This is a genomic window from Actinokineospora terrae (genome assembly GCF_900111175.1).
GTDB lineage: Bacteria > Actinomycetota > Actinomycetes > Mycobacteriales > Pseudonocardiaceae > Actinokineospora > Actinokineospora terrae.
Genome location: NZ_FOGI01000007.1, coordinates 253,777 through 272,721, shown reverse-complemented (window position 1 = coordinate 272,721; position 18,945 = coordinate 253,777). Strand labels below are relative to the sequence as shown.

Here is an 18,945-nt window from a genome sequence, read left to right as displayed (position 1 = left end):
ACGGTTCGCCGACCTCGGCATTACTAGACCGGTCTGTATAGTGACCGGCATGGCACGGCGCACCGACACCCGCGACCGCACGCTGCGCACCGCGGTCGACCTCTTCCGCGCCCGCGGCTACCACGGCACGGGCATGAACCAGGTGATCAGCGAGGGCAGGCTGCCCAAGGGGTCGCTGTACTTCCACTTCCCCGAGGGCAAGGAGCAACTGGCGGCCGAGGCGGTGGAACTGGCGGCCGCCGAGGTGTGCGGCTGGGTGGACCTCGCGTTCAGCCAGACCCCGGACCCGGCGACGGCGCTCGCGGTGATCACCGAGACGCTGGCCGCCGAACTGACCGACTCCGACTTCCAGCGCGGCTGTCCGATCGGGACGGTCGCCCACGACGCGGGCGGCGCCGACCGGGTCCGGCAGGCCTGCGCGGACGCGTTCACCTCGTGGCACGGGGTGATCAGCACCCACCTGCGCGAGTACGGCCTCGCCGAGCCGGACGCCCTGGCGACTGCCATCCTGGCCGCCATCGAGGGCGCGCAACTCGTGGCCCGCAGCCAACGCGACATCGCACCGTTGCGGGCTGTCGCCACCATGCTCTCGCCATTGCTGAAGGGGAACTGACGATGCGCGTGCACCACCTGGATTGCGGCTCGATGCACCCGCCCGGCGGCGGCTTCGTCGACGGCTCGCCCGGGCTGTTCCGGTTCGCGCACATGGTGTGCCACGTGCTGCTGGTGGAGTCCGAGGACGGGCTCGTGCTGGTCGACTCCGGTTTCGGCGTCCGCGACCTGACCACACCGAAGGCGACCCTGCCCGGACCGTTCGTCGCCCTGGTGCGGCCGGTGTTCGACGTGGCGCAGGCGGCGGTGCGGCAGGTCGCGGCCCTGGGGTACGACCCGGCGGACGTGCGGCACATCGTCCTGACCCACCTCGACCTGGACCACGCGGGCGGTCTGGCGGACTTCCCGGACGCGCGCGTGCACGTCTACGGGCCGGAGTTGCGGGCCGCGTTGGACCCTGCGACTAGCGCTGAGCGTCAGCGCTATCGGAAGGCGCACTGGGCACATGGGCCTAAGTGGGAGGTCCATGAAGGTGGCGGTGGTGACCGGTGGATGGGGCTAGAGGCAGTGCGCGGCCTGACAGGGCTGTCCGACGATTTCCGGCTGGTGCCGTTGGCTGGCCACACGCGCGGGCATTGCGGTGTCGCGGTCCGGTCGGATGAGGGTTGGCTGCTGCACGCTGGGGACTCTTACTTCAATCAGGCCGAGATGGCGGTGGAGCCGTCGTGTCCGCCGGGGCTGCGCGTGTTCCAGTCGTTGATGCAGGTGGAGGGGAAGGCCCGTAAGGCCAATCAAGGGCGGTTGCGGGGCATGCTCCGTGAGCACCGGGATGAGGTGCGGATCTTTTCCGCGCATGATGTGGTGGAGTTGGAGGCTTTTGCAGGGTGAGGCTTGGTGAGCTGGGGGTGTCTGGCTCTCGGTCTCGCCTGCGGCGTCGACGGAACCGCCTCGCCTTCGGCATTGGCCAGGGCGCGAGTTCGAGCTTTGCTCGATGCGGCGAACTTGTTTTGCGCGGGGCCCCTACGACACCCGGGCAGAACCACAAAGCAGGGGCCCACAAGCAGGCCCTGCCGCGTGGGCGACGCTACGGGTGCCGTTCCCCCGCACAAAACAAGTCCGCCCCATCGAGCTGGCTTGGCACCAGCGACTCCGAGGAGCGCTTGTCGGCCAACGTCGTTTGGGGTGTGTGGTTGGCCAACGTCTGTGAGGGCCGGGTGGTTGGCCAACGTCGTGAAGGGGCGCGTAGACAGGTGGGAAGACTTTACACGCTGAGTTTTTCGGGGTCGACCTGTACTCGGCCTACTACGAGGCGGTTTGCGAACCAGAGTAGGACGCCGACGCCTAGGAGGATGGCGGCGATTGCGTACTCGCGTGCGGGGCGTCCTGACAGGGGGCTGGCCAGGTAGGCGCAGGCGATGGCCCCGATGGCCGGGAGTGCTGTCGGGGCGCGGAAATGTTTGTGGTCGACCTTCTCCTTGCGCAGCACCAGGACTGCGATGTTGACGACTGCGAAGACGATTAGCAGTAGGAGCGAGGTAGTGCCACCGAGCAGGTTGATGTCCACGGTGGCCACCAGCACTACCGCGATCAGGCTCGTGAACACGATCGACACCCAGGGCGTGCGGCGCATGGGGTGAACGACGCCGAAGACCCGGGGGATGATCCGCTCGTTGGCCATGCCGTAGACCAGCCTGCTCGCCATCAACATGTTGATCAGGGCTGAGTTGATGACCGCGAGCAACCCGATCAGCGCGAACACCCACAACGGGAAGTCCGGCGCGCCCACCGAGAGCACCTTGAGCAACGCGTCGCTCTTAGCCCCGGCAAGCTCGTCAGCGGGTACGAGCAGGGACGAGGTCAGCGCCACCAACACGTAGATGACAGCGGCGATCCCCATACCGACCAGCATCGCGCGCGGGAAGATCTTCGTTGGCTCCCGGCACTCTTCGGCCATGCTGACCGAGTCCTCGAACCCGACCATCGCGAAGAATGCCAACGCAGTCGCCGAACTGACCGCGATAAGAGGTGTCTGCCCGGTGGTATCGATCTCGACAAGCCTGCCCGGGTCGCCTTGGCCGGAGCCGATCGCGTAGAAGCCGACCACGATGATGATGAGAAGGCCGGAGAGCTCAATCATCGTCAGAACCACGTTGGCCCATAGAGACTCGGCGACACCCCGGAAGTTGACCGCCGCTAGAAGCACGATGAAGCCAACCGCGATCCAGACGGTGGGGATGACGAGTGAGTCGCCCATGAGCTTCTTCAGGTAGGTGTTCCCGAACGCCTGCGCCGCTGACGCTGCCGAGGTGATCCCGGACGACATCACGGCGAAGGCGACCATGAAGGTGAGGAACTGGACCTTGAACGCCCGGTTCGCGTAGAGGGCGGCGCCTGCGGCCTTGGGGTACTTGCCGACCAGCTCCAGGTAGCTGAAGGCCGTCAGGAACGCTACGGCGAAGGCCAGGAGGAAGGGAAGCCAGAGAGCGCCGCCGACTTTACCCGCGACGGTGCCGGTGAGGGCGTACACACCGGTACCGATGATGTCGCCGACTACGAACAGCAGCAGCAGGCCGGGGCCTATGACCCGCTTCAGCTCGGGCTGCTCACTCTCCTGGGTGGTCATGCAGGCTCACATCTCCCGTGGAGGGAGGGGTTAAACGTGGGATGTTTGCGGGGTGGGGTCTGTGGGGAGTTGTCCACAGGGGGCCGGTTGGTCGGCTCGTCTCGTCGGTGCCCGCCGGTAGGCTGTATGTCGGGGGGTGCTTGGGGCGGTTTGATCTTGAGCTGAGGGTGTTCCGGCTCTCGGTCTCGGCTGCGCCGTCGACGGACAAACCTCGCCTTCGGCATTGGCCCGGACGCGAGTTTCGAGCTTTGCTCGATGGGGTGGACTTGTTTTGTGCGGGGCCCCGACAGCACCCGTGGCAGAACCACAAAGCAGGGGCCGAAAAGCAGGCCCTGCCGCGTGGACGACGCTACGGGCACTGCTCCCCCACACAAAACAAGTCCACCCCATCGAGCAGTTGGCACCAGCGACTCCGAGGAGCGCGTGGTTGGCCAACGTTGGTGAGGGCCGGGTTGTGGACCAACGTCTGTGAAGGCCGGGTTGTGGGCCAACGTCTGCGAGGGGCGGGTGGCTAGCCAACGTCTGTGAGGGCCGGGTGGGTGGCCGACGTCGTAGAAGGGCTCAGTCGGGACCATCACCTGCGCGGGGCATGACTGGGCACACGAAGGTGGTGAGGGGCCGTGCGTGGGCCAAGGTCCGGAGCGGCGTGTTGGGCCAACCTCAGCTGGCAGGTTTCACCCGATCGGGGGGAGGCGGTGTCCATAGTGGAATGAGAAGAGGCGGGACCCCGCGAAGGGGACCCGCCTCCGGGTGGGGCTGTGGGTCAGGCGATGGTGTTCCAGCCTTCGATGGATTCGGGGCTGCGGGGGGCGGGGCCGATGTACTTGGCGGCGGGGCGGACCAGGCGGCCGGTGTGTTTTTGTTCCATGATGTGGGCGCACCAGCCTGCGGTTCGGGCGCAGGTGAACATGGCGGGCATCATGTGCGGGGGGACCTGGGCGAAGTCCAGGATCACAGCGGCCCAGAACTCGACGTTCGTCTCGATGGCGCGGTCGGGGCGGCGTTCGCGCAGTTCCGCCAGGGCGGCCTGTTCCAGGGCGGCGGCGACCTCGTAGCGTTCGGCGCCGAGTTCCTGGCAGGTGCGGCGGAGGACTCGGGCTCGGGGGTCCTCGGCGCGGTAGACGCGGTGGCCGAAGCCCATCAGGCGTTCCTTGCGGTCGAGGATGCCGCGCACGACACCCGCCGCGTCGCCGGTGCGTTCGACTTCGGCGATCATCGGGAGGACGCGGGCGGGGGCGCCGCCGTGCAGGGGGCCGGACATCGCGCCGATGGCGCCCGACAGCGATGCCGCGACGTCGGCGCCGGTGGAGGCGATGACGCGGGCGGTGAAGGTGGAGGCGTTGAGGCCGTGCTCGGCGGCGGAGACCCAGTAGGCGTCAATGGCGGCGACGTGGGCCGGGTTGGGCTCGCCGCGCCAGCGGGTCATGAAGCGCTCGGTGATGGTGGCGCACTCGTCGATGCGGCGCTGCGGCACGGCGGGCTGGTGGATGCCGCGCGCCGACTGGGCCACATAGGACAGCGCCATGACCGACGCGCGGGCCAGCTGCTCGCGGGCCTCGTCGTCGGAGATGTCGAGCAGCGGGCGGTAGCCCCAGATCGGGGCGAGCATGGCCAGACCGGCCTGCACGTCGACCCGGACGTCACCGGAGTGCACCGGCAGCGGGAACGGCTCGGCCGGCGGGAGGCCGGAGCCGAAGCGGCCGTCGACCAGCAGGGACCACACGTCGCCGAAGGTGACCCTGCCGACCAGTTCCTCGATGTCCACGCCGCGGTAGCGCAGGGCGCCGCCGTCGCGGTCCGGCTCGGCGATCTCGGTGCGGAACGCGACCACGCCCTCGAGGCCCGGCCGGAAACCGTCATCCGGCTCGGCGGCCACCGGTGGGTTCTGCTGGATGTCCTGCACCGCGTTCTGCATGTGCCTCGCCTTTCACGCCATGTCCACGACGGTTGCGCGGGTTCGCGTCGGCAGCGGCACTCTCGAGGCAGATCGCCCACGCCGGGCACCACTGCACGGCTTTTCGCACACGATGCTCCTCACCCCTGGGGTTAGCAATCGTTCACACCGGTGTCTTCGGTCACGATCCAGTGAAACGATCCAGATTGTGGGGGACCTCCAGCGCGGGTCGCTTGGTGTCCGCTGTCACCGTGCGGGCGGTTTCCGTTCACCTGGATTCCCCGTACCGTCAAGTGGCCCCCCACGGCAGCGGTGAGGAGATGCGGTATGGCTGACGGCGAGATCGTCCTTGACCTTCCGACCATGCGGGTGGCCTACGAGGTCGGCGACCTGCACGAGAGCGACCTCGCCGAGACCTGGCACGAACAGCTGCAGACCTGGCTCGACGAGGCGAAGCAGGCCGGTCTCGCCGAACCCAACGCGATGGTCCTGGCGACCGCGGCCCCGGACGGGTACCCGTCGTCGCGGACCGTGCTGGCCAAGGGGCTCGACGCGCGGGGGCTGGTGTTCTTCACCAACTACACCTCGGCCAAGAGCCACGACCTGATGGCGTCGCGGGCCGCGTCGGCCACCTTCCCCTGGTACGGGCTGCACCGGCAGGCGACGGTGCGCGGCACGGTGGAGAAGGTCAGCCAGGCCGAGACCGCCGCGTACTGGGCCAGGCGCCCGCGCGGGTCGCAGCTGGGGGCGTGGGCGTCGCCGCAGTCGATCGTGGTGAGCGGGCGGGGTTCGCTGGAGTCGGCACTGGCCAATGTGGAGCGCCAGTTCGCCGACGCGGAGACGGTGCCGGTGCCGCCGCACTGGGGTGGCTGGCGGATCCAGCCGGAGGTCGTGGAGTTCTGGCAGGGGCGCCAGGACCGCATGCACGACCGGTTGCGCTACCGGCTCGGCCGCGACGGCTGGAAGGTCGAGCGCCTCGGCCCGTGAGCCGGGCGCTAAATCACAAGCCCCCAGGTGCTTAGCAAGCCTAAGCTAACCGGTTGTGAGCACCGAGACGGAGGGACCCGCGCGCCGCGGCCGGGTCCGCGGCGTCCTTGGCAAGGTCGTCATCGACACGCGGCCACTGCGGATCCGCGAGTACCGGCGGTTGTGGGTGTCGACCGTGGTCACCGCGGTGGGCAGCCAGCTGACCGCGGTCGCGGTGCCCAAGCAGGTGTACGACCTGACCGGCTCGTCCGGCTACGTCGGGCTGACCGGCGCGGTCGGCCTGGTGCCGCTGCTGGTGTTCGGGCTGTGGGGCGGGGCGATCGCCGACGCCATCGACCGGCGCAAGGTCATGCTCTACAGCAACTTCGGCGTCGCGGTGACCTCCGGGCTGCTGTGGTTGCAGGCGTTCACCGGGCTCAGGTCGGTGGCCGTCGTCCTGGTGCTGCTCGGGCTGCAACAGGCCTTCGTGGCGGTGAACATGCCCGCCCGCAGCGCCGCCGTGGCCAGGGTGGTGCCGCCGGAGCTGCTGCCACCGGCCAACGCGCTCAGCTTCACCACGTTCACCTTCGGCATGGTGTTCGGCCCGCTGCTGGCCGGGTCGCTGATCCCGGTGCTCGGTCTGTCCACTTTGTACCTGATCGACACGGTGGCGCTGTTCGTCGCGTTCACCTCGGTGTGGTTCCTGCCGCCGATCGCGCCGAGCGCCGGGTCCTCGCGCAAGGCCGGGATCCGCGACATCGCCGACGGGTTCCGCTACCTCTCGCTCAAGAAGCTGCTGCTGGTGTCCTTCCTGGTCGACATCATCGCGATGGTCGCCGGGATGCCGCGCGCGCTGTTCCCGGAGATGGCCGAGCGCACCTTCGGCGACCCGCCGGGCGGCGGCGCGGCGCTGGGCTGGTTGTACGCGGCGATCCCGATCGGCTCGGCGGTGTTCGGCCTGTTCTCCGGGGCCTTCGCGCGCATCCGCAGGCAGGGCGCGGTGATCACGGTGTCGATCATCGGCTGGGGCCTGGCGATGGCCGCGTTCGGCCTGACCGGCTCCCTGCTGCTCGCGGTGATCTTCCTGGCCATCGGCGGCGGGGCGGACCTGATCAGCGCGGTGCACCGCAGTTCGATGCTCCAGACCGAGGCGACCGACGAGATGCGCGGCCGGATGCAGGGCGTGTTCACCGTGGTCGTCGCCGGGGGTCCGCGCATCGCCGACCTGGTGCACGGCTGGGGTGCCGCGGCGACCAGCACCGCGATCGCGGCCACCGCGGGCGGCGTGCTGGTGATCGTGCTGACCGTGGCCACCGTCGCCTGGCTGCCGTCGTTCTGGCGGTTCCGGTTCACCCCCGAGGCGGTCGAGACCACCCGGTCGTAGGACAGCTGTCCACCGTCCGGTTGACACCCGGGTTCCATCGCTTGATCGTCGTGCGCGGCCGCGGACCGGCGCAGCATTGGTGCCATGAACGCGATCGAAGTGCGCGGATTGCGCAAGAGCTACGGCGGCAACACCGCCGTGGCGGGGGTGGACCTCGCGGTCGGCGAGGGTGAGGTGTTCGCCCTGCTGGGGCCGAACGGGGCGGGCAAGACGACCACGACCGAGATCCTGGAGGGGTACCGGGACCGCGACGGCGGCGAGGTGCGGGTGCTCGGCGTCGACCCGGCCGCGGCGGACCGGCGGTGGCGGGCCGAGATCGGCATCGTGCTGCAGACCGCGAACGACGCGGCCGACCTGACGGTGCGCGAGACGGTGCGCCAGTTCTTCGGGTACTACCCGGACCCGCGCGGCGTCGAGGAGGTGCTGGCCCTGTGCGGGCTCACCGAGAAGGCCAACGCCAGGATCAGCTCGCTCTCCGGCGGGCAGCGCCGCCGGGTGGACGTGGCACTGGGCATCATCGGCAGGCCGCGGCTGCTGTTCCTGGACGAGCCGACCACCGGCTTCGACCCCGAGGTCCGCAGGCAGTTCTGGGACCTGGTGCGGTCGCTGGCCGCCGAGGGCACCACGATCCTGCTGACCACGCACTACCTCGACGAGGCCGAGGCGCTCGCCGACCGGCTGGCGGTCATCGCGGCCGGGCGGATCGTCGCCGAGGGCACGCCGCGCACCGTCGGCGGCCGGGACCGGGCGCCCGCGACGGTGTCCTGGGTGGACGCCGGTGGCCCGCACGAGCTGCGCACGACCGACCCGGTGCGCACGGTCGTCGAGCTCTCCGCGCGCGGTCCCGTCCACGAGTTGCAGGTGCGCCGGCCCAGCCTGGAGGACATCTACCTCGACCTGATCGGAGCGAGGGCATGACGACGACGCAGGTACGCCCGCAGACCACCCGCCCGCTGCCCTCCACGCTGGGCAACGGCCTGGCGCGGGGCGCGGCCGAGCTGAAGATGTTCTTCCGCTCCAAGGAGGCGGTGATCTTCACCTTCTCCTTCCCGGCGTTCGTCCTGCTGCTGCTCGGGTCCATCTTCGACACCGGCGAGACCATGCCGGGCGGGGCGTCGATGAGCCAGGTGTTCGCCGCCAGCATGATCGCCTACGGCATCCTGAACACGGCGTTCACCAGCGTGGGCGTCGGCATCGCGGCCGACCGCGAGGACGGCACCCTCAAGCGGCTGCGCGGGACGCCGATCACCGCGAGCTCGTACTTCATCGGCAAGATCATCCTGGTCGCGGTGGCCACCGCCGCCGAGGTGGCGCTGCTGCTGGCGGTCGGGGTCCTGGTGTTCGACCTCCGGCTGCCGACCGACCCGGCGAAGTGGCTGACGCTGGCCTGGATCCTGCTGCTGGCCGTCATCGCCTGCACCCTGGTCGGGATCGCGGCGAGCGGGCTGGCGAAGTCGGGCAAGAACGCCGCGACGGTGCTGAACCTGCCCGTCATCGCGCTGCAGTTCACCTCCGGCGTCTTCGTCGCCATAAGCTCGCTGCCGGAGGCGATGGTGAAGGTGGCGGCGTTCTTCCCGGTGCGCTGGATGGGCCAGGGCTTCCGGTCGGTGTTCCTGCCCGACAGCATGGCCGTGGGAGAGGTGGCGGGGTCGTGGGAGCTGCCGGTGGTGGCGCTGGTGCTGGGCGCGTGGTGCGCGGTGGGTCTGCTGCTGTGCCTGCTGACCTTCCGGTGGACCGAGCGCAGGGCGGGCTGAGGTCGGGACCGGGACGGGGGGACGGGGTGGCGGTGGAACGCGCCGAGCGGCACCACACCGAGGCGAGCGCGCAGAACTTCTGGACGTGGGACCTCTACTTCGCGGTGGGGTACGTGTTCGTCACCGTGCTGGTGCTGCTGAGCCACGCCACCATGGCCGACCGGATCGCCTCGGCGGCCGCGATGGCCGCCCTCGCCCTGTTCTACCTGCTCTACGGCAGGCGGCACGCGATCATGCGCGAGGAGCGCGGGCCCGCCGTGGTGTTCGCCGTGGTGTCGATGGCGCTGTTCCTGACCGCCGTCTGGTTCGTCGGGAACAGCACGTTCCTGCTGTTCGTCATGTGCCCGTTGATCTTCATGGCGCTTCCGCTCCCGGTGGCGGCCCCACTGGTGGTGCTGCTCAACGTGCTGCCGCCGGTGCTGGGCCAGCTGCGCTCCGGGATGGGCCACGAGTGGTTCGACCAGCTGCCGACCTCGTTCCTGGGGCTGTCGCTGTCGCTGCTGATCGGGACCTACGTGCACCGGGTGGTCGCGCAGAGCCACGAACGGGCGGCGTTGATCACCGAGCTGGAGGCCAGCCGGGCCGAGGTCGCGGCCCTGTCGCACGAGGCGGGCGTGGCCCAGGAGCGGACCAGGCTGGCTGGCGAGATCCACGACACGCTGGCCCAGGGGTTCACCAGCATCGTGACCCTGGTGCAGGCCGCGGAATCCGAAGTGGACCGCGACAGCGCGAAGGTGCGGCACGCGCTCGACCTGGCGGCGCGCACCGCGCGGGAGAACCTGGCCGAGGCCAGGGCGCTGGTCGCGGCGCTGCGGCCGAGCGCGCTGGACGAGGCGACGCTCACCGAGGCGGTGCAGCGGCTGGCCGACCGGCTCGGCGCGGAGGCGGGCGTCGAGGTCGCCTTCCACACCGAGGGCGACGCGTCCGGGCTGCCGACCGGGGTCGAGGTGGTGCTGCTGCGCGCGGCCCAGGAAGCGATGGCCAACGTGCGTAGACACTCCGGGGCCACCTCGGTGACCGTCGACATCAGGCACACGCCCTCGGGCGTCACCCTGGTGGTGACCGACGACGGCCGCGGCTTCGACCCGGCCTCCCCCGCGGACGGCTACGGTCTGAAGGGGATGCGGGCGCGCGCCGAGCAGGTCGCGGGCACCGTCGCCGTGCACAGCGCGCCGGGAGCAGGCACCACGCTGACCGTGGAGGTACCCACATGACCGACGTGATCACGATCGTGCTCGTCGACGACCACCCGGTGGTGCGCGAGGGGCTGCGCGGGATGCTGGAGGCCGAGCCGGACCTGAGCGTGGTCGGCGAGGCGGGCTCCGGCGGCGAGGCGGTGGCCGTGGTGGCCGCGCTGCGCCCGGACGTGGTGCTGATGGACCTGCGGATGCCCGGCCTGGACGGGGTGGGCGCGACCGAGCGGATCGTCGCGGCAGGCGGGCCGAGCCGGGTCGTCGTGCTCACCACCTACGAGACCGATTCGGACATCCTGCGCGCGGTCGAAGCGGGCGCTTCCGGCTATTTGCTCAAAGACGCCTCCCGCGCGGAATTGGCAGGCGCGGTTCGGGCGGCCAAGCGCGGCGAGACGGTACTCGCACCCTCCGTAGCCGGAAGATTGGTCCGACAGGTTCGTCAACCCGCCAAACAGGCGCTTTCCGGCCGGGAGATCGAGGTGCTCGGATTGGTGGCGAAAGGCCGCACCAACGCCGAGATCGGGGCGTCCTTGCACATCAGCGAGGCCACCGTGAAAACCCACCTGCTGCGCACATTCACGAAACTCGACGTATCCGACCGCACGGCCGCGGTCACGACGGCCATGGCCCGCGGCTTATTGGGTTGAGTTATGACGCACAATTCCATTCATGCTGCACACCACTGAGAACGCGCTGCTGCGCCGGATCGCGGTCGAACAGGCCGAGAGCCGGGCGCCCTCGCTCGTGGCGGCCGTCGTCCGGGGCCACGAGCTCGTCTGGACCGGCGCGCGGGGCAAGGTCGACGGGGCGACCCCCACCACCGAGACCCAGTACCGGATCGGGTCCATCACCAAGTCGTTCGTCGCCGCGCTGGTCATGCGGCTGCGCGACGAGGGCAGGCTCGACCTCAACGACCCGCTGGACAAGCACGTGCCGGGCACCGCGATCGGCGCGGTCACCATCGCCCAGCTGCTCGCCCACACCAGCGGCCTGACCTCGGAGTCGCCGGGGGTGTGGTGGGAACGGGCCGAGGGCGCGGACTTCGCGGCCCTGGACAAGAGCCTGGCCACCGACGCGCTGCGGCACCGCTCCGGCGCGCGGTTCCACTACAGCAACGTCGGCTACGGCGTGCTCGGCGAGCTGGTCGCCCGGCTGCGCGGAGCGAGCTGGCTGGAGGTGCTGGAGGCCGAGATCCTCAAGCCGCTGGAGCTCAACCGCACCACCCCGCACCCCATCGCGCCCGCGGCGACCGGCTGGGCCGTGCACCCCTACGCCGACGTCCTGCTGCACGAGCCCACCCCGGACGCGGTCGCGATGGCCCCGGCCGGTCAGCTGTGGTGCAGCGTGCTCGACCTGGCGCGGTGGAACCGGTTCGTCGGCGGCGACACCGGCGACGTGCTGAACCCCGACACCGTCGCCGAGATGCGCGAGCCCGCGCACATCGACGACGACGCGCACTGGACCTCCGCCTACGGCCTCGGCCTTCAGGTGATCAAGCTCAACGGCCGCAGGCTGGCCGGTCACGGCGGGTCGATGCCCGGCTTCCTGGCGATGAACCTGGTCGACCCGAAGACCGGCACCGGCGCGGTGATCATGGCCAACTCGACCGCGGGCGTCGGCATCGCGACCACCGCAGCGGACCTGATCGAGCTGACCGAGCAGCACGAGCCCGCCCTGCCCACCGAGTGGGAGCCGCTGGTCGACGCCGACCCGGCGCTGCTGGCGCTGACCGGGCAGTGGCACTGGGGTCCGACCCCGTACGTGCTCAAGTTGCTGCCCGACGGCTGGGTCAGCCTGGTCCCGGTCAACGGACGCGGTCGCCAGTCCCGGTTCCGCCCGGACGGCGCCGACACCTTCACCGGTCTCGACGGCTACTACGCGGGCGAGACCCTGCGCGTGCAGCGCGACACGACCGGCGCGGTGACCCACCTCGACCTGGCCACGTTCGTGTTCACCCGCGAGCCGTACGGCGCCCCGGAATCGATCCCGGGCGGGGTGGACGAGCAGGGCTGGCGAACCCGCGAGGGCTGAGGGTGCCAGACTGGGGACGCACCGCACGCTCCGCCAACGCCGCCGGGTCGTCCCCAGTCACCCTTTCCAGGAGAAAGGCGCCCAGATGACGCAGACCGCCGATCCGAGCACGTTGGAGCTCCCGGCAGGCCTCAGGCCCGCTGATGGCCGATTCGGCTGCGGGCCGTCCAAGGTCCGCCCCGAGCAGGTCGCCGCGCTGGCCGGTCCCGGTGCCGCCCTGCTGGGCACCTCGCACCGCCAGAAGCCGGTGAAGTCCCTGGTCGGGCGGGTCCGCTCGGGTCTGCGCGAGCTGTTCTCGCTGCCGGAGGGCTACGAGGTCGTCCTCGGCAACGGCGGCACCACCGCGTTCTGGGACGCCGCCGCGTTCGGCCTGGTCCGCGAGCGCGCGCAGCTGTTCACCTACGGCGAGTTCTCGTCGAAGTTCGCCACCGTGAACAAGAAGGCCCCGTTCCTGCAGGACCCGATCGTGGTGTCCGCCGAGCCGGGCAGCGCGCCGGAGATCGTCTACCAGCCGGGCGCCGACCTGGTCGGTTGGGCGCACAACGAGACCTCGACCGGTGTCGCGGTGCCGGTGAGCAGGCCTGCCGGGTCCGACGGCGCGCTGGTCGCCATCGACGCCACCTCGGGCGCGGGCGGCCTGCCGGTGCGCGCCGAGGACTTCGACGTCTACTACTTCGCGCCGCAGAAGTCCTTCGCCGCCGACGGCGGGCTGTGGCTGGCGCTGGTCAGCCCGGCCGCGCTGGAGCGCATCGCCGAGATCGGCGCGTCGGACCGGTGGGTGCCGGAGTTCCTGTCGCTGCCCACCGCGCTGGACAACTCCACCAAGGACCAGACCTACAACACCCCGTCCATCGCCACCCTGTTCCTGCTCGCCGAGCAGCTGGACTGGATGAACGGCAACGGCGGTCTCGAGTGGACCGTCGCGCGCACGAAGGACTCCTCGGACCGGCTCTACACCTGGGCCGAGCAGACCGAGTACACCGCTGCGTACGTCGCCGACCCCGCGCACCGCTCCCAGGTGGTCGGGACCATCGACTTCGCCGACTCGGTCGACGCCGCCGCGGTGGCCAAGGCGCTGCGGGCCAACGGCATCGTCGACGTCGAGCCGTACCGCAAGCTGGGCCGCAACCAGCTGCGGGTGGCGATGTTCCCGGCCATCGACCCCGAGGACGTGACCACGCTGACCTCGGCGATCGACTGGGTCGTCGAGCGGCTCTGACCCGGTCCACGCGGGCGGTGCGACCCCGTGTCGCACCGCTGCGTGGTCACCCGGATCGCCTGTGTCACCGCACTTGCGCGAGTTCGACTCAACACGCCCGCGAATGGGTGAACGCTGCACCAATCCGGTCGCGCGGAGTGCCTCGGATACGGCAAGATCACGGCGAGATGTCACGGGGATCGCGGCGCGCCTAGCGCGTTAATCCGCCACGCCGATCTACCGTGGGACGCTGGCGAGTGAAGTCCGCTCAGGTCGCAGGGAGGTTCGCGATGCGCGCGCTGCGGGTCGTCGGGCTCTCGGATGACGGCAAGACCGTCATCTGCGAGGACCCGGCACGTGGCGAGCGCTTCACGCTCCCCGCCGACGAGCGCCTGCGTGCGGCCGCGCGCGGCGACGTCACCCGACTCGGCCAGATCGAGATCGAGCTGGAGAGCCAGATGCGTCCACGGGAGATCCAGACCCGCATCCGCGCGGGTGAGTCCGTCGAGCAGGTGAGCGAGGCAGCGGGCATCCCCGCGCACAAGGTCGAGCGCTTCGCCTACCCGGTCCTGCTGGAGCGCTCGCGCACCGCGGAACTGGCGCAGCGGGCGCACCCCGTCCGCGAGGACGGCCCCGACCTGCAGACCCTCGGCGAGGTCGTCGCGCACGCCTTCGGGCTGCGCGGCCAGGACTACGCCGCGGCTGCCTGGGACTCGTGGCGCGGCGAGGACGGCAAGTGGGTGGTCCAGATCTCCTGGACCGCGGGCCGCTCCCTCAACCGCGCGCACTGGTCCTTCCACCCCGGTGCCCACGGCGGCACGGTGTCCCCACTGGATGAACACGCGCACGACCTGCTCGACCCCCAGCCCAACCGCCCGCTGCGCACGGTCCGACCGGTCACCGAGCTCGCCCAGGCGGCGCTGAACCTGGAAGCCCCCAGGACGGCGCCGGTGGTCGAGCCCGAGCCGGACCCGGAGCTGGACGCCGCGGTGTTCGCGCCGCCGGTGGCCCCGGTCCCGGCGGCGGTGCAGGCGCCGGTGGTGGCCGACGAGCCGGACTTCGTCGCGGACTTCGAGTTGACACCAGAGCCGGAACCAGCACCGGTGGAGCAGGAGGATGAGCAGGTGGCCGACGAGCCGGTGGCGGAGATCCCCGAGCAGGACGCGCTGATCGAGGAGCCCGCCCGCAAGTCGGAGCCCCCGCGGGGCAGGCCCAAGGCCAAGAAGGCCAGGCCGATCGTGCCCTCGTGGGAGGACGTCCTGCTCGGCACCCGGTCCAACCGCGGGTAGCGGTCCAGTGTTCGGCGAGGCGGTGCACCCCGTGACGGTGCACCGCCTCTCTGTTTCGCGAGGTCAGGCTGTTTACGCAGGTCAGGTGGGTACGGAGTCGAGGACGGCGGCGGGGAGCCCCGCGTCCCGGCACCACTGCTCGGCCTGGTCCGCGGTGAGCCAGGTGGCGCCCGCGGGCTTGGTGTGGCCGAGGTGGATCCAGCCGTCCGGGGCCAGGACGTGGATGTCGGCGCCGCGCAGGACGAGCAGGCGGCCACCGGGGTGGGCCATGGTCGGGGCCGAGCGGAGGAACCGGGCGGGTTCTTGCCGGGTCATGGGGACATGATGCCCTGGTCGGGGTCCGGTCGTTAACGACCTCGACACCCGGGCGACCCGAAACTCGGATGCCGCCACCGCATCCGGTCGCTACCGTCGAGCGCGACCTCTGGGGGCGTGATGAATCAGGTATCGACCATGGCGGCGCTGCGCAGGCTCGCCCCCTACCTGAGGCCTGCCAGGGGGAAGTTCATCCTGTCCGCGGTCGCGGTGCTGGGGTCGATGGTGTGCGGGCTGACCATCCCGCTCATCCTCCAGCAGATCCTCGACGGCCCGGTCGCGCGCAAGGAGACCGGGCCGCTGCCGTGGCTGGTCCTGGTGATCGCGGTGCTCGGTGCCGCCGAGGCGCTGATGTTCTACCTGCGGCGCAAGCTGGTCGCCGGGCCGAGCACGCTGGTCGAGGCCAGGATGCGCGCCGACATCTACGCCCACCTGCAGCGGCTGCCGATCTCCTTCCACGACCGCTGGCAGTCCGGGCAGCTGCTCTCGCGCGCGGTCAGCGACCTGTCCACGCTGCGCCGGTTCATCGCCTTCGCCGGGATCTTCCTGGTGGTCAACACGCTGACCCTGGCGCTCGGGCTGGTCGTGCTGTTCTTGCTGGCCCCGGTGCTCGGCGTGATCACGCTGGTCTGCGCGGCGCCGCTGATCCTGATCTCCACCCAGTACGAGTCCAGGTACGCGGTGCTCACCAGGCGCTCGCAGGACCAGGTCGGCGACCTGGCCACCGTCGTCGAGGAGTCGGTGCTGGGCATCCGGGTGCTCAAGGCGTTCGGCCGTGGACCGCACCTGGCCAGGCGGTTCGCCGCGCAGGCCCGCGAGCTGCGGGGCACCGAGCTGCGCAAGATCCGGCTGCTGGCGACGCTGTGGGGCGCGATCATCCTGCTGCCCGAGCTGGGCATCTCCGCGCAGCTGCTGTTCGGCTCGCTGGGCGTGGCGGACGGGTCGATGACGGTGGGCACGCTGGTCGCGGGCATCACGGTGGCGACCTACCTGCGCTGGCCGACCGACTCGATCGGCTGGTTGCTCGCCGAGACCAACCAGGCCGCGACCGCCGCCGCCCGGTACTGGGAGGTGCGCGACGCGGAGGTGACCATCACCGACCCGGAGCGCCCCGCGGACCTCCCGGCGGACGGCGTCGGCGCGGTCCGGTTCGAAGGCGTGCGGTTCGCCCACCCCGGCGCGGACCGCGAGGTGCTGTCCGGAGTGGACCTGGACCTGCGGCCGGGCGAGACCGTGGCACTGGTCGGCGCGACCGGGTCGGGCAAGTCGACGCTGACCATGCTGGTCCCCCGGCTGGCCGACGTGACCGCGGGTCGGGTGAGCGTCGACGGGGTCGACGTGCGGGACTTGCGACTGGCCGACCTGCGCTCGGTGGTCGCGATGGCCTTCGAGGAGCCGGTGCTGTTCTCGGCCAGCGTGCGGGAGAACGTGGCGCTCGGTGCGCCGGGGGTCACCGACGAGCAGGTGCGCGAGGCGTTGCGGGTGGCGCAGGCCGAGGAGTTCGTCGACCGGCTGCCGTGGGGGCTCGACACCCGGATCGGCGAGGAGGGCCTGTCGCTCTCCGGCGGGCAGCGGCAGCGGTTGGCCCTGGCCAGGGCGGTCGTGGGTCGGCCGAAGGTGCTGGTGCTCGACGACCCGCTCTCGGCGTTGGACGTGCACACCGAGGCCGAGGTGGAACGGGCGTTGCGCGCGGTGCTGTCGGGGGTGACCGCGCTGGTGGTCGCGCACCGGCCGAGCACGGTGCGGCTCGCCGACCGGGTCGCGCTGCTCGACCAGGGGCGGATCGCGGCGATCGGCACGCACGAGGAACTGCTCAAGAGCTGCGCGGCCTACCGCGAGCAGCTGTCCACTGTGGATGACGAACCGGCCGGGGTGGCCTCATGAGCGCGGTGGCCGACGACCAGTGGCGCGGTGTCGCCGCCGAGGACACCGAGGACATCGACCGGCACGTCGGGCTCAAGCTCAAGCGGCGGTCGCGGGCCCTGCTCGGCTCGCTGCTGCGCCCGCACCTGCGGTGGGCCGTGCTCGGCCTGGTGCTGGTGGTGCTGGAGAACGCGGCGCGGCTGGCCGGGCCGCTGCTGATCGCCGTGGTGATCGACACCGGCATCCCGGACCTGCTGCGCGGCGACCCGACGGTCATGGCCTGGTGCGTGGTCGCCTACGCGGGGTGCACCGTGGCCTCGGCCGGGCTGTGGGCCGGGTTCCTCATGCTGTCCGGTCGCATCGGGCAGGACCTGGTGCTCGACCTGCGGCAGCGGATCTTCCAGCACGCCCAGCGGCTGCCGCTGTCGTTCCACGAGTCCTACACCTCCGGCAAGGTGATCTCCCGGCAGACCAGCGACATCGACTCCCTCGGCGACCTGCTCGAGGTGGGCATCGACGACCTGCTCACCTCGGTGCTGTCCATTGTGGGCATCACCGTGCTGCTGCTGACCCTGGACTTCGACCTGGCCGCGCTGACCGTGGTCACCGCGCTGCCGCTGTTCTTCGTGACGCGCTGGTTCCTGCGCCGCTCCAACCAGGCCTACCGCGGCGTCAGCGGCCGCACGGCCACGGTGATCGTGCACTACGTCGAGACCATGAACGGCATGCGCGCGGTGCAGGCGTTCCGCCGCGAGGACCGCAACCGGTCCATCATGGACGGTCTGAACAGCCGGGTGCGGTCCGCGGCGCGGGAGTCGCTGGACGTGGTGGCGACGTTCACCATGTCGGTCCGGCTTGTGGGCAACCTGTCGCTGGCGGTGGTGCTGGCGTTCGGCGCGTTCCGGGTCGCGGACGGGACGCTGGAACTCGGCGTGCTGACGGCGTTCACGCTGTACCTGCGCCGGTTCTACGAGCCGCTGGACGACATCGCGATGTTCGCCAACTCGTACTCGTCGGCGATCGCGGCGCTGGAGAAGATCTCCGGTCTGCTGCAGGAGAAGCCCGACGTCCCCGAACCGTCGCGGCCGCGCGCGCTGCCGCCGCACCGGGGCGGGCTGCCGATCGAGTTCGTCGGGACCGAGTTCCGGTACCGGCCGGACACGCCGGTCGTGCTGCCGGAACTGGACCTGGCCATCCCGGCCGGGCAGACGGTGGCGCTGGTGGGTCCGACCGGGGCGGGCAAGTCGACGATCGCGAAGCTGGTGGCCCGGTTCTACGACCCGACCGCGGGCAAGGTGCTGCTGTCCGGGGTCGACGTGCGGGACGTGTCCGATGTGGAGCTGCGCGGGTCGGTGGTGATGGTGACCCAGGAGAACTTCCTGTTCTCCGGCTCGGTCGCCGACAACATCCTGCTCGGCAAGCCCTCCGCCACCCGCGCCGAGGTCGAGGCAGCCGCCCACGCGGTCGGCGCGCACGACTTCATCAGCGCCCTGCCGGAGGGCTACGACACCGACGTCCGCAAACGCGGCGGCAGGCTCTCCGCGGGCCAGCGCCAGGTGATCGCCTTCGCCCGCGCGTTCCTGGCCGACCCGGCGGTGCTGGTGTTAGACGAGGCAACCTCCAGCCTGGACCTGCCCACCGAACGCGTCGTCCAACGCGCCCTGGAGTCGGTGCTGGCCGACCGCACCGCCCTGATCATCGCCCACCGCCTCTCCACCGTGCTGATCGCCGACCGAGTCCTGGTCATCACCGACGGCCGCATCACCGAAGACGGCCACCCCCAAACCCTCACCACCACCCCCGGCCACTTCGCCGACCTCCACACCGCCTGGCGCGACTCCTTGGCCTGACCTGGCTCGAGTTTGCTCAGCCGGGAGCCAGGT

Annotated in this window: 16 protein-coding genes; 13 read left to right on the top strand and 3 right to left on the bottom strand. The window is 70.8% G+C overall.

Annotation, left to right across the window (positions count from 1 at the left end; genetic code table 11):
* Positions 1 to 49: 49 nt before the first annotated feature.
* Entirely contained in the window at positions 50 to 613 is a 564-nt protein-coding gene (locus BMY07_RS17695) for a TetR/AcrR family transcriptional regulator (RefSeq protein ID WP_092780035.1), read from the top strand.
* Between the two features lie 2 nt (positions 614 to 615).
* Positions 616 to 1,440 carry an MBL fold metallo-hydrolase gene (locus tag BMY07_RS17690; RefSeq protein ID WP_092779579.1) on the top strand — a complete coding sequence of 275 codons (825 nt, stop codon included), beginning with the start codon at positions 616 to 618 and terminating at the stop codon, positions 1,438 to 1,440.
* 373 nt (positions 1,441 to 1,813) lie between these two features.
* Here the strand turns inward: BMY07_RS17690 and BMY07_RS17685 are convergent, their stop codons facing one another.
* Positions 1,814 to 3,175, bottom strand: a complete 1,362-nt coding sequence (locus BMY07_RS17685; RefSeq protein ID WP_092779577.1) for an APC family permease — start codon at positions 3,173 to 3,175, stop codon at positions 1,814 to 1,816.
* Positions 3,176 to 3,938: 763 nt separating this feature from the next.
* Positions 3,939 to 5,090 carry a citrate synthase 2 gene (locus tag BMY07_RS17680; protein ID WP_092779575.1) on the bottom strand — a complete coding sequence of 384 codons (1,152 nt, stop codon included), beginning with the start codon at positions 5,088 to 5,090 and terminating at the stop codon, positions 3,939 to 3,941.
* 306 nt (positions 5,091 to 5,396) lie between these two features.
* Between BMY07_RS17680 and pdxH the strand changes: the two genes are divergently transcribed.
* The 9 genes from pdxH (at position 5,397) to sepH (ending at position 14,884) form a co-directional block, all read left to right on the top strand.
* Positions 5,397 to 6,056, top strand: a complete 660-nt coding sequence (gene pdxH, locus BMY07_RS17675; RefSeq protein ID WP_092779573.1) for a pyridoxamine 5'-phosphate oxidase — start codon at positions 5,397 to 5,399, stop codon at positions 6,054 to 6,056.
* A 55-nt stretch (positions 6,057 to 6,111) separates the two neighbouring features.
* Positions 6,112 to 7,419, top strand: coding sequence for an MFS transporter (locus tag BMY07_RS17670; protein WP_092779571.1), 1,308 nt, complete (start codon positions 6,112 to 6,114; stop codon positions 7,417 to 7,419).
* Between the two features lie 84 nt (positions 7,420 to 7,503).
* Entirely contained in the window at positions 7,504 to 8,337 is an 834-nt protein-coding gene (locus BMY07_RS17665; protein WP_092779569.1) for an ABC transporter ATP-binding protein, read from the top strand.
* Positions 8,334 to 9,173 (top strand): ABC transporter permease, encoded by an 840-nt coding sequence (locus tag BMY07_RS17660; RefSeq protein WP_092779567.1) that lies wholly within the window; start codon positions 8,334 to 8,336, stop codon positions 9,171 to 9,173. The genes BMY07_RS17665 and BMY07_RS17660 overlap by 4 nt, the downstream gene beginning before the upstream one ends.
* Before the next feature lie 26 nt (positions 9,174 to 9,199).
* Positions 9,200 to 10,387: a sensor histidine kinase gene (locus tag BMY07_RS17655; protein WP_245782457.1), complete on the top strand. Its 1,188-nt coding sequence runs from the start codon at positions 9,200 to 9,202 to the stop codon at positions 10,385 to 10,387.
* A 5-nt stretch (positions 10,388 to 10,392) separates the two neighbouring features.
* Positions 10,393 to 11,013 (top strand): response regulator, encoded by a 621-nt coding sequence (locus BMY07_RS17650; RefSeq protein WP_092780031.1) that lies wholly within the window; start codon positions 10,393 to 10,395, stop codon positions 11,011 to 11,013.
* Between the two features lie 22 nt (positions 11,014 to 11,035).
* Positions 11,036 to 12,397 (top strand): serine hydrolase domain-containing protein, encoded by a 1,362-nt coding sequence (locus tag BMY07_RS17645; protein ID WP_092779564.1) that lies wholly within the window; start codon positions 11,036 to 11,038, stop codon positions 12,395 to 12,397.
* Positions 12,398 to 12,482: 85 nt separating this feature from the next.
* Positions 12,483 to 13,616 carry a phosphoserine transaminase gene (serC, locus tag BMY07_RS17640; protein ID WP_092779562.1) on the top strand — a complete coding sequence of 378 codons (1,134 nt, stop codon included), beginning with the start codon at positions 12,483 to 12,485 and terminating at the stop codon, positions 13,614 to 13,616.
* 269 nt (positions 13,617 to 13,885) lie between these two features.
* Positions 13,886 to 14,884, top strand: coding sequence for a septation protein SepH (sepH, locus tag BMY07_RS17635; protein WP_092779560.1), 999 nt, complete (start codon positions 13,886 to 13,888; stop codon positions 14,882 to 14,884).
* Between the two features lie 81 nt (positions 14,885 to 14,965).
* Here sepH and BMY07_RS17630 read toward each other — a convergent pair whose 3' ends face one another.
* The gene (locus tag BMY07_RS17630) at positions 14,966 to 15,199 is read right to left on the bottom strand and encodes a hypothetical protein (protein WP_245782456.1); all 234 of its coding nucleotides are present in this window, start codon (positions 15,197 to 15,199) and stop codon (positions 14,966 to 14,968) included.
* 120 nt (positions 15,200 to 15,319) lie between these two features.
* On the opposite strand from BMY07_RS17630, the gene BMY07_RS17625 reads away from it, so the two are divergent.
* Together BMY07_RS17625 and BMY07_RS17620 are read left to right on the top strand one after the other, a co-directional pair.
* A complete protein-coding gene (locus BMY07_RS17625) occupies positions 15,320 to 17,083 on the top strand; it encodes an ABC transporter ATP-binding protein (RefSeq protein ID WP_092779558.1) in 1,764 nt (587 codons plus the stop codon).
* Positions 17,080 to 18,912: an ABC transporter ATP-binding protein gene (locus BMY07_RS17620; RefSeq protein WP_177215622.1), complete on the top strand. Its 1,833-nt coding sequence runs from the start codon at positions 17,080 to 17,082 to the stop codon at positions 18,910 to 18,912. The genes BMY07_RS17625 and BMY07_RS17620 overlap by 4 nt, the downstream gene beginning before the upstream one ends.
* The last annotated feature ends 33 nt before the right edge of the window (positions 18,913 to 18,945 follow it).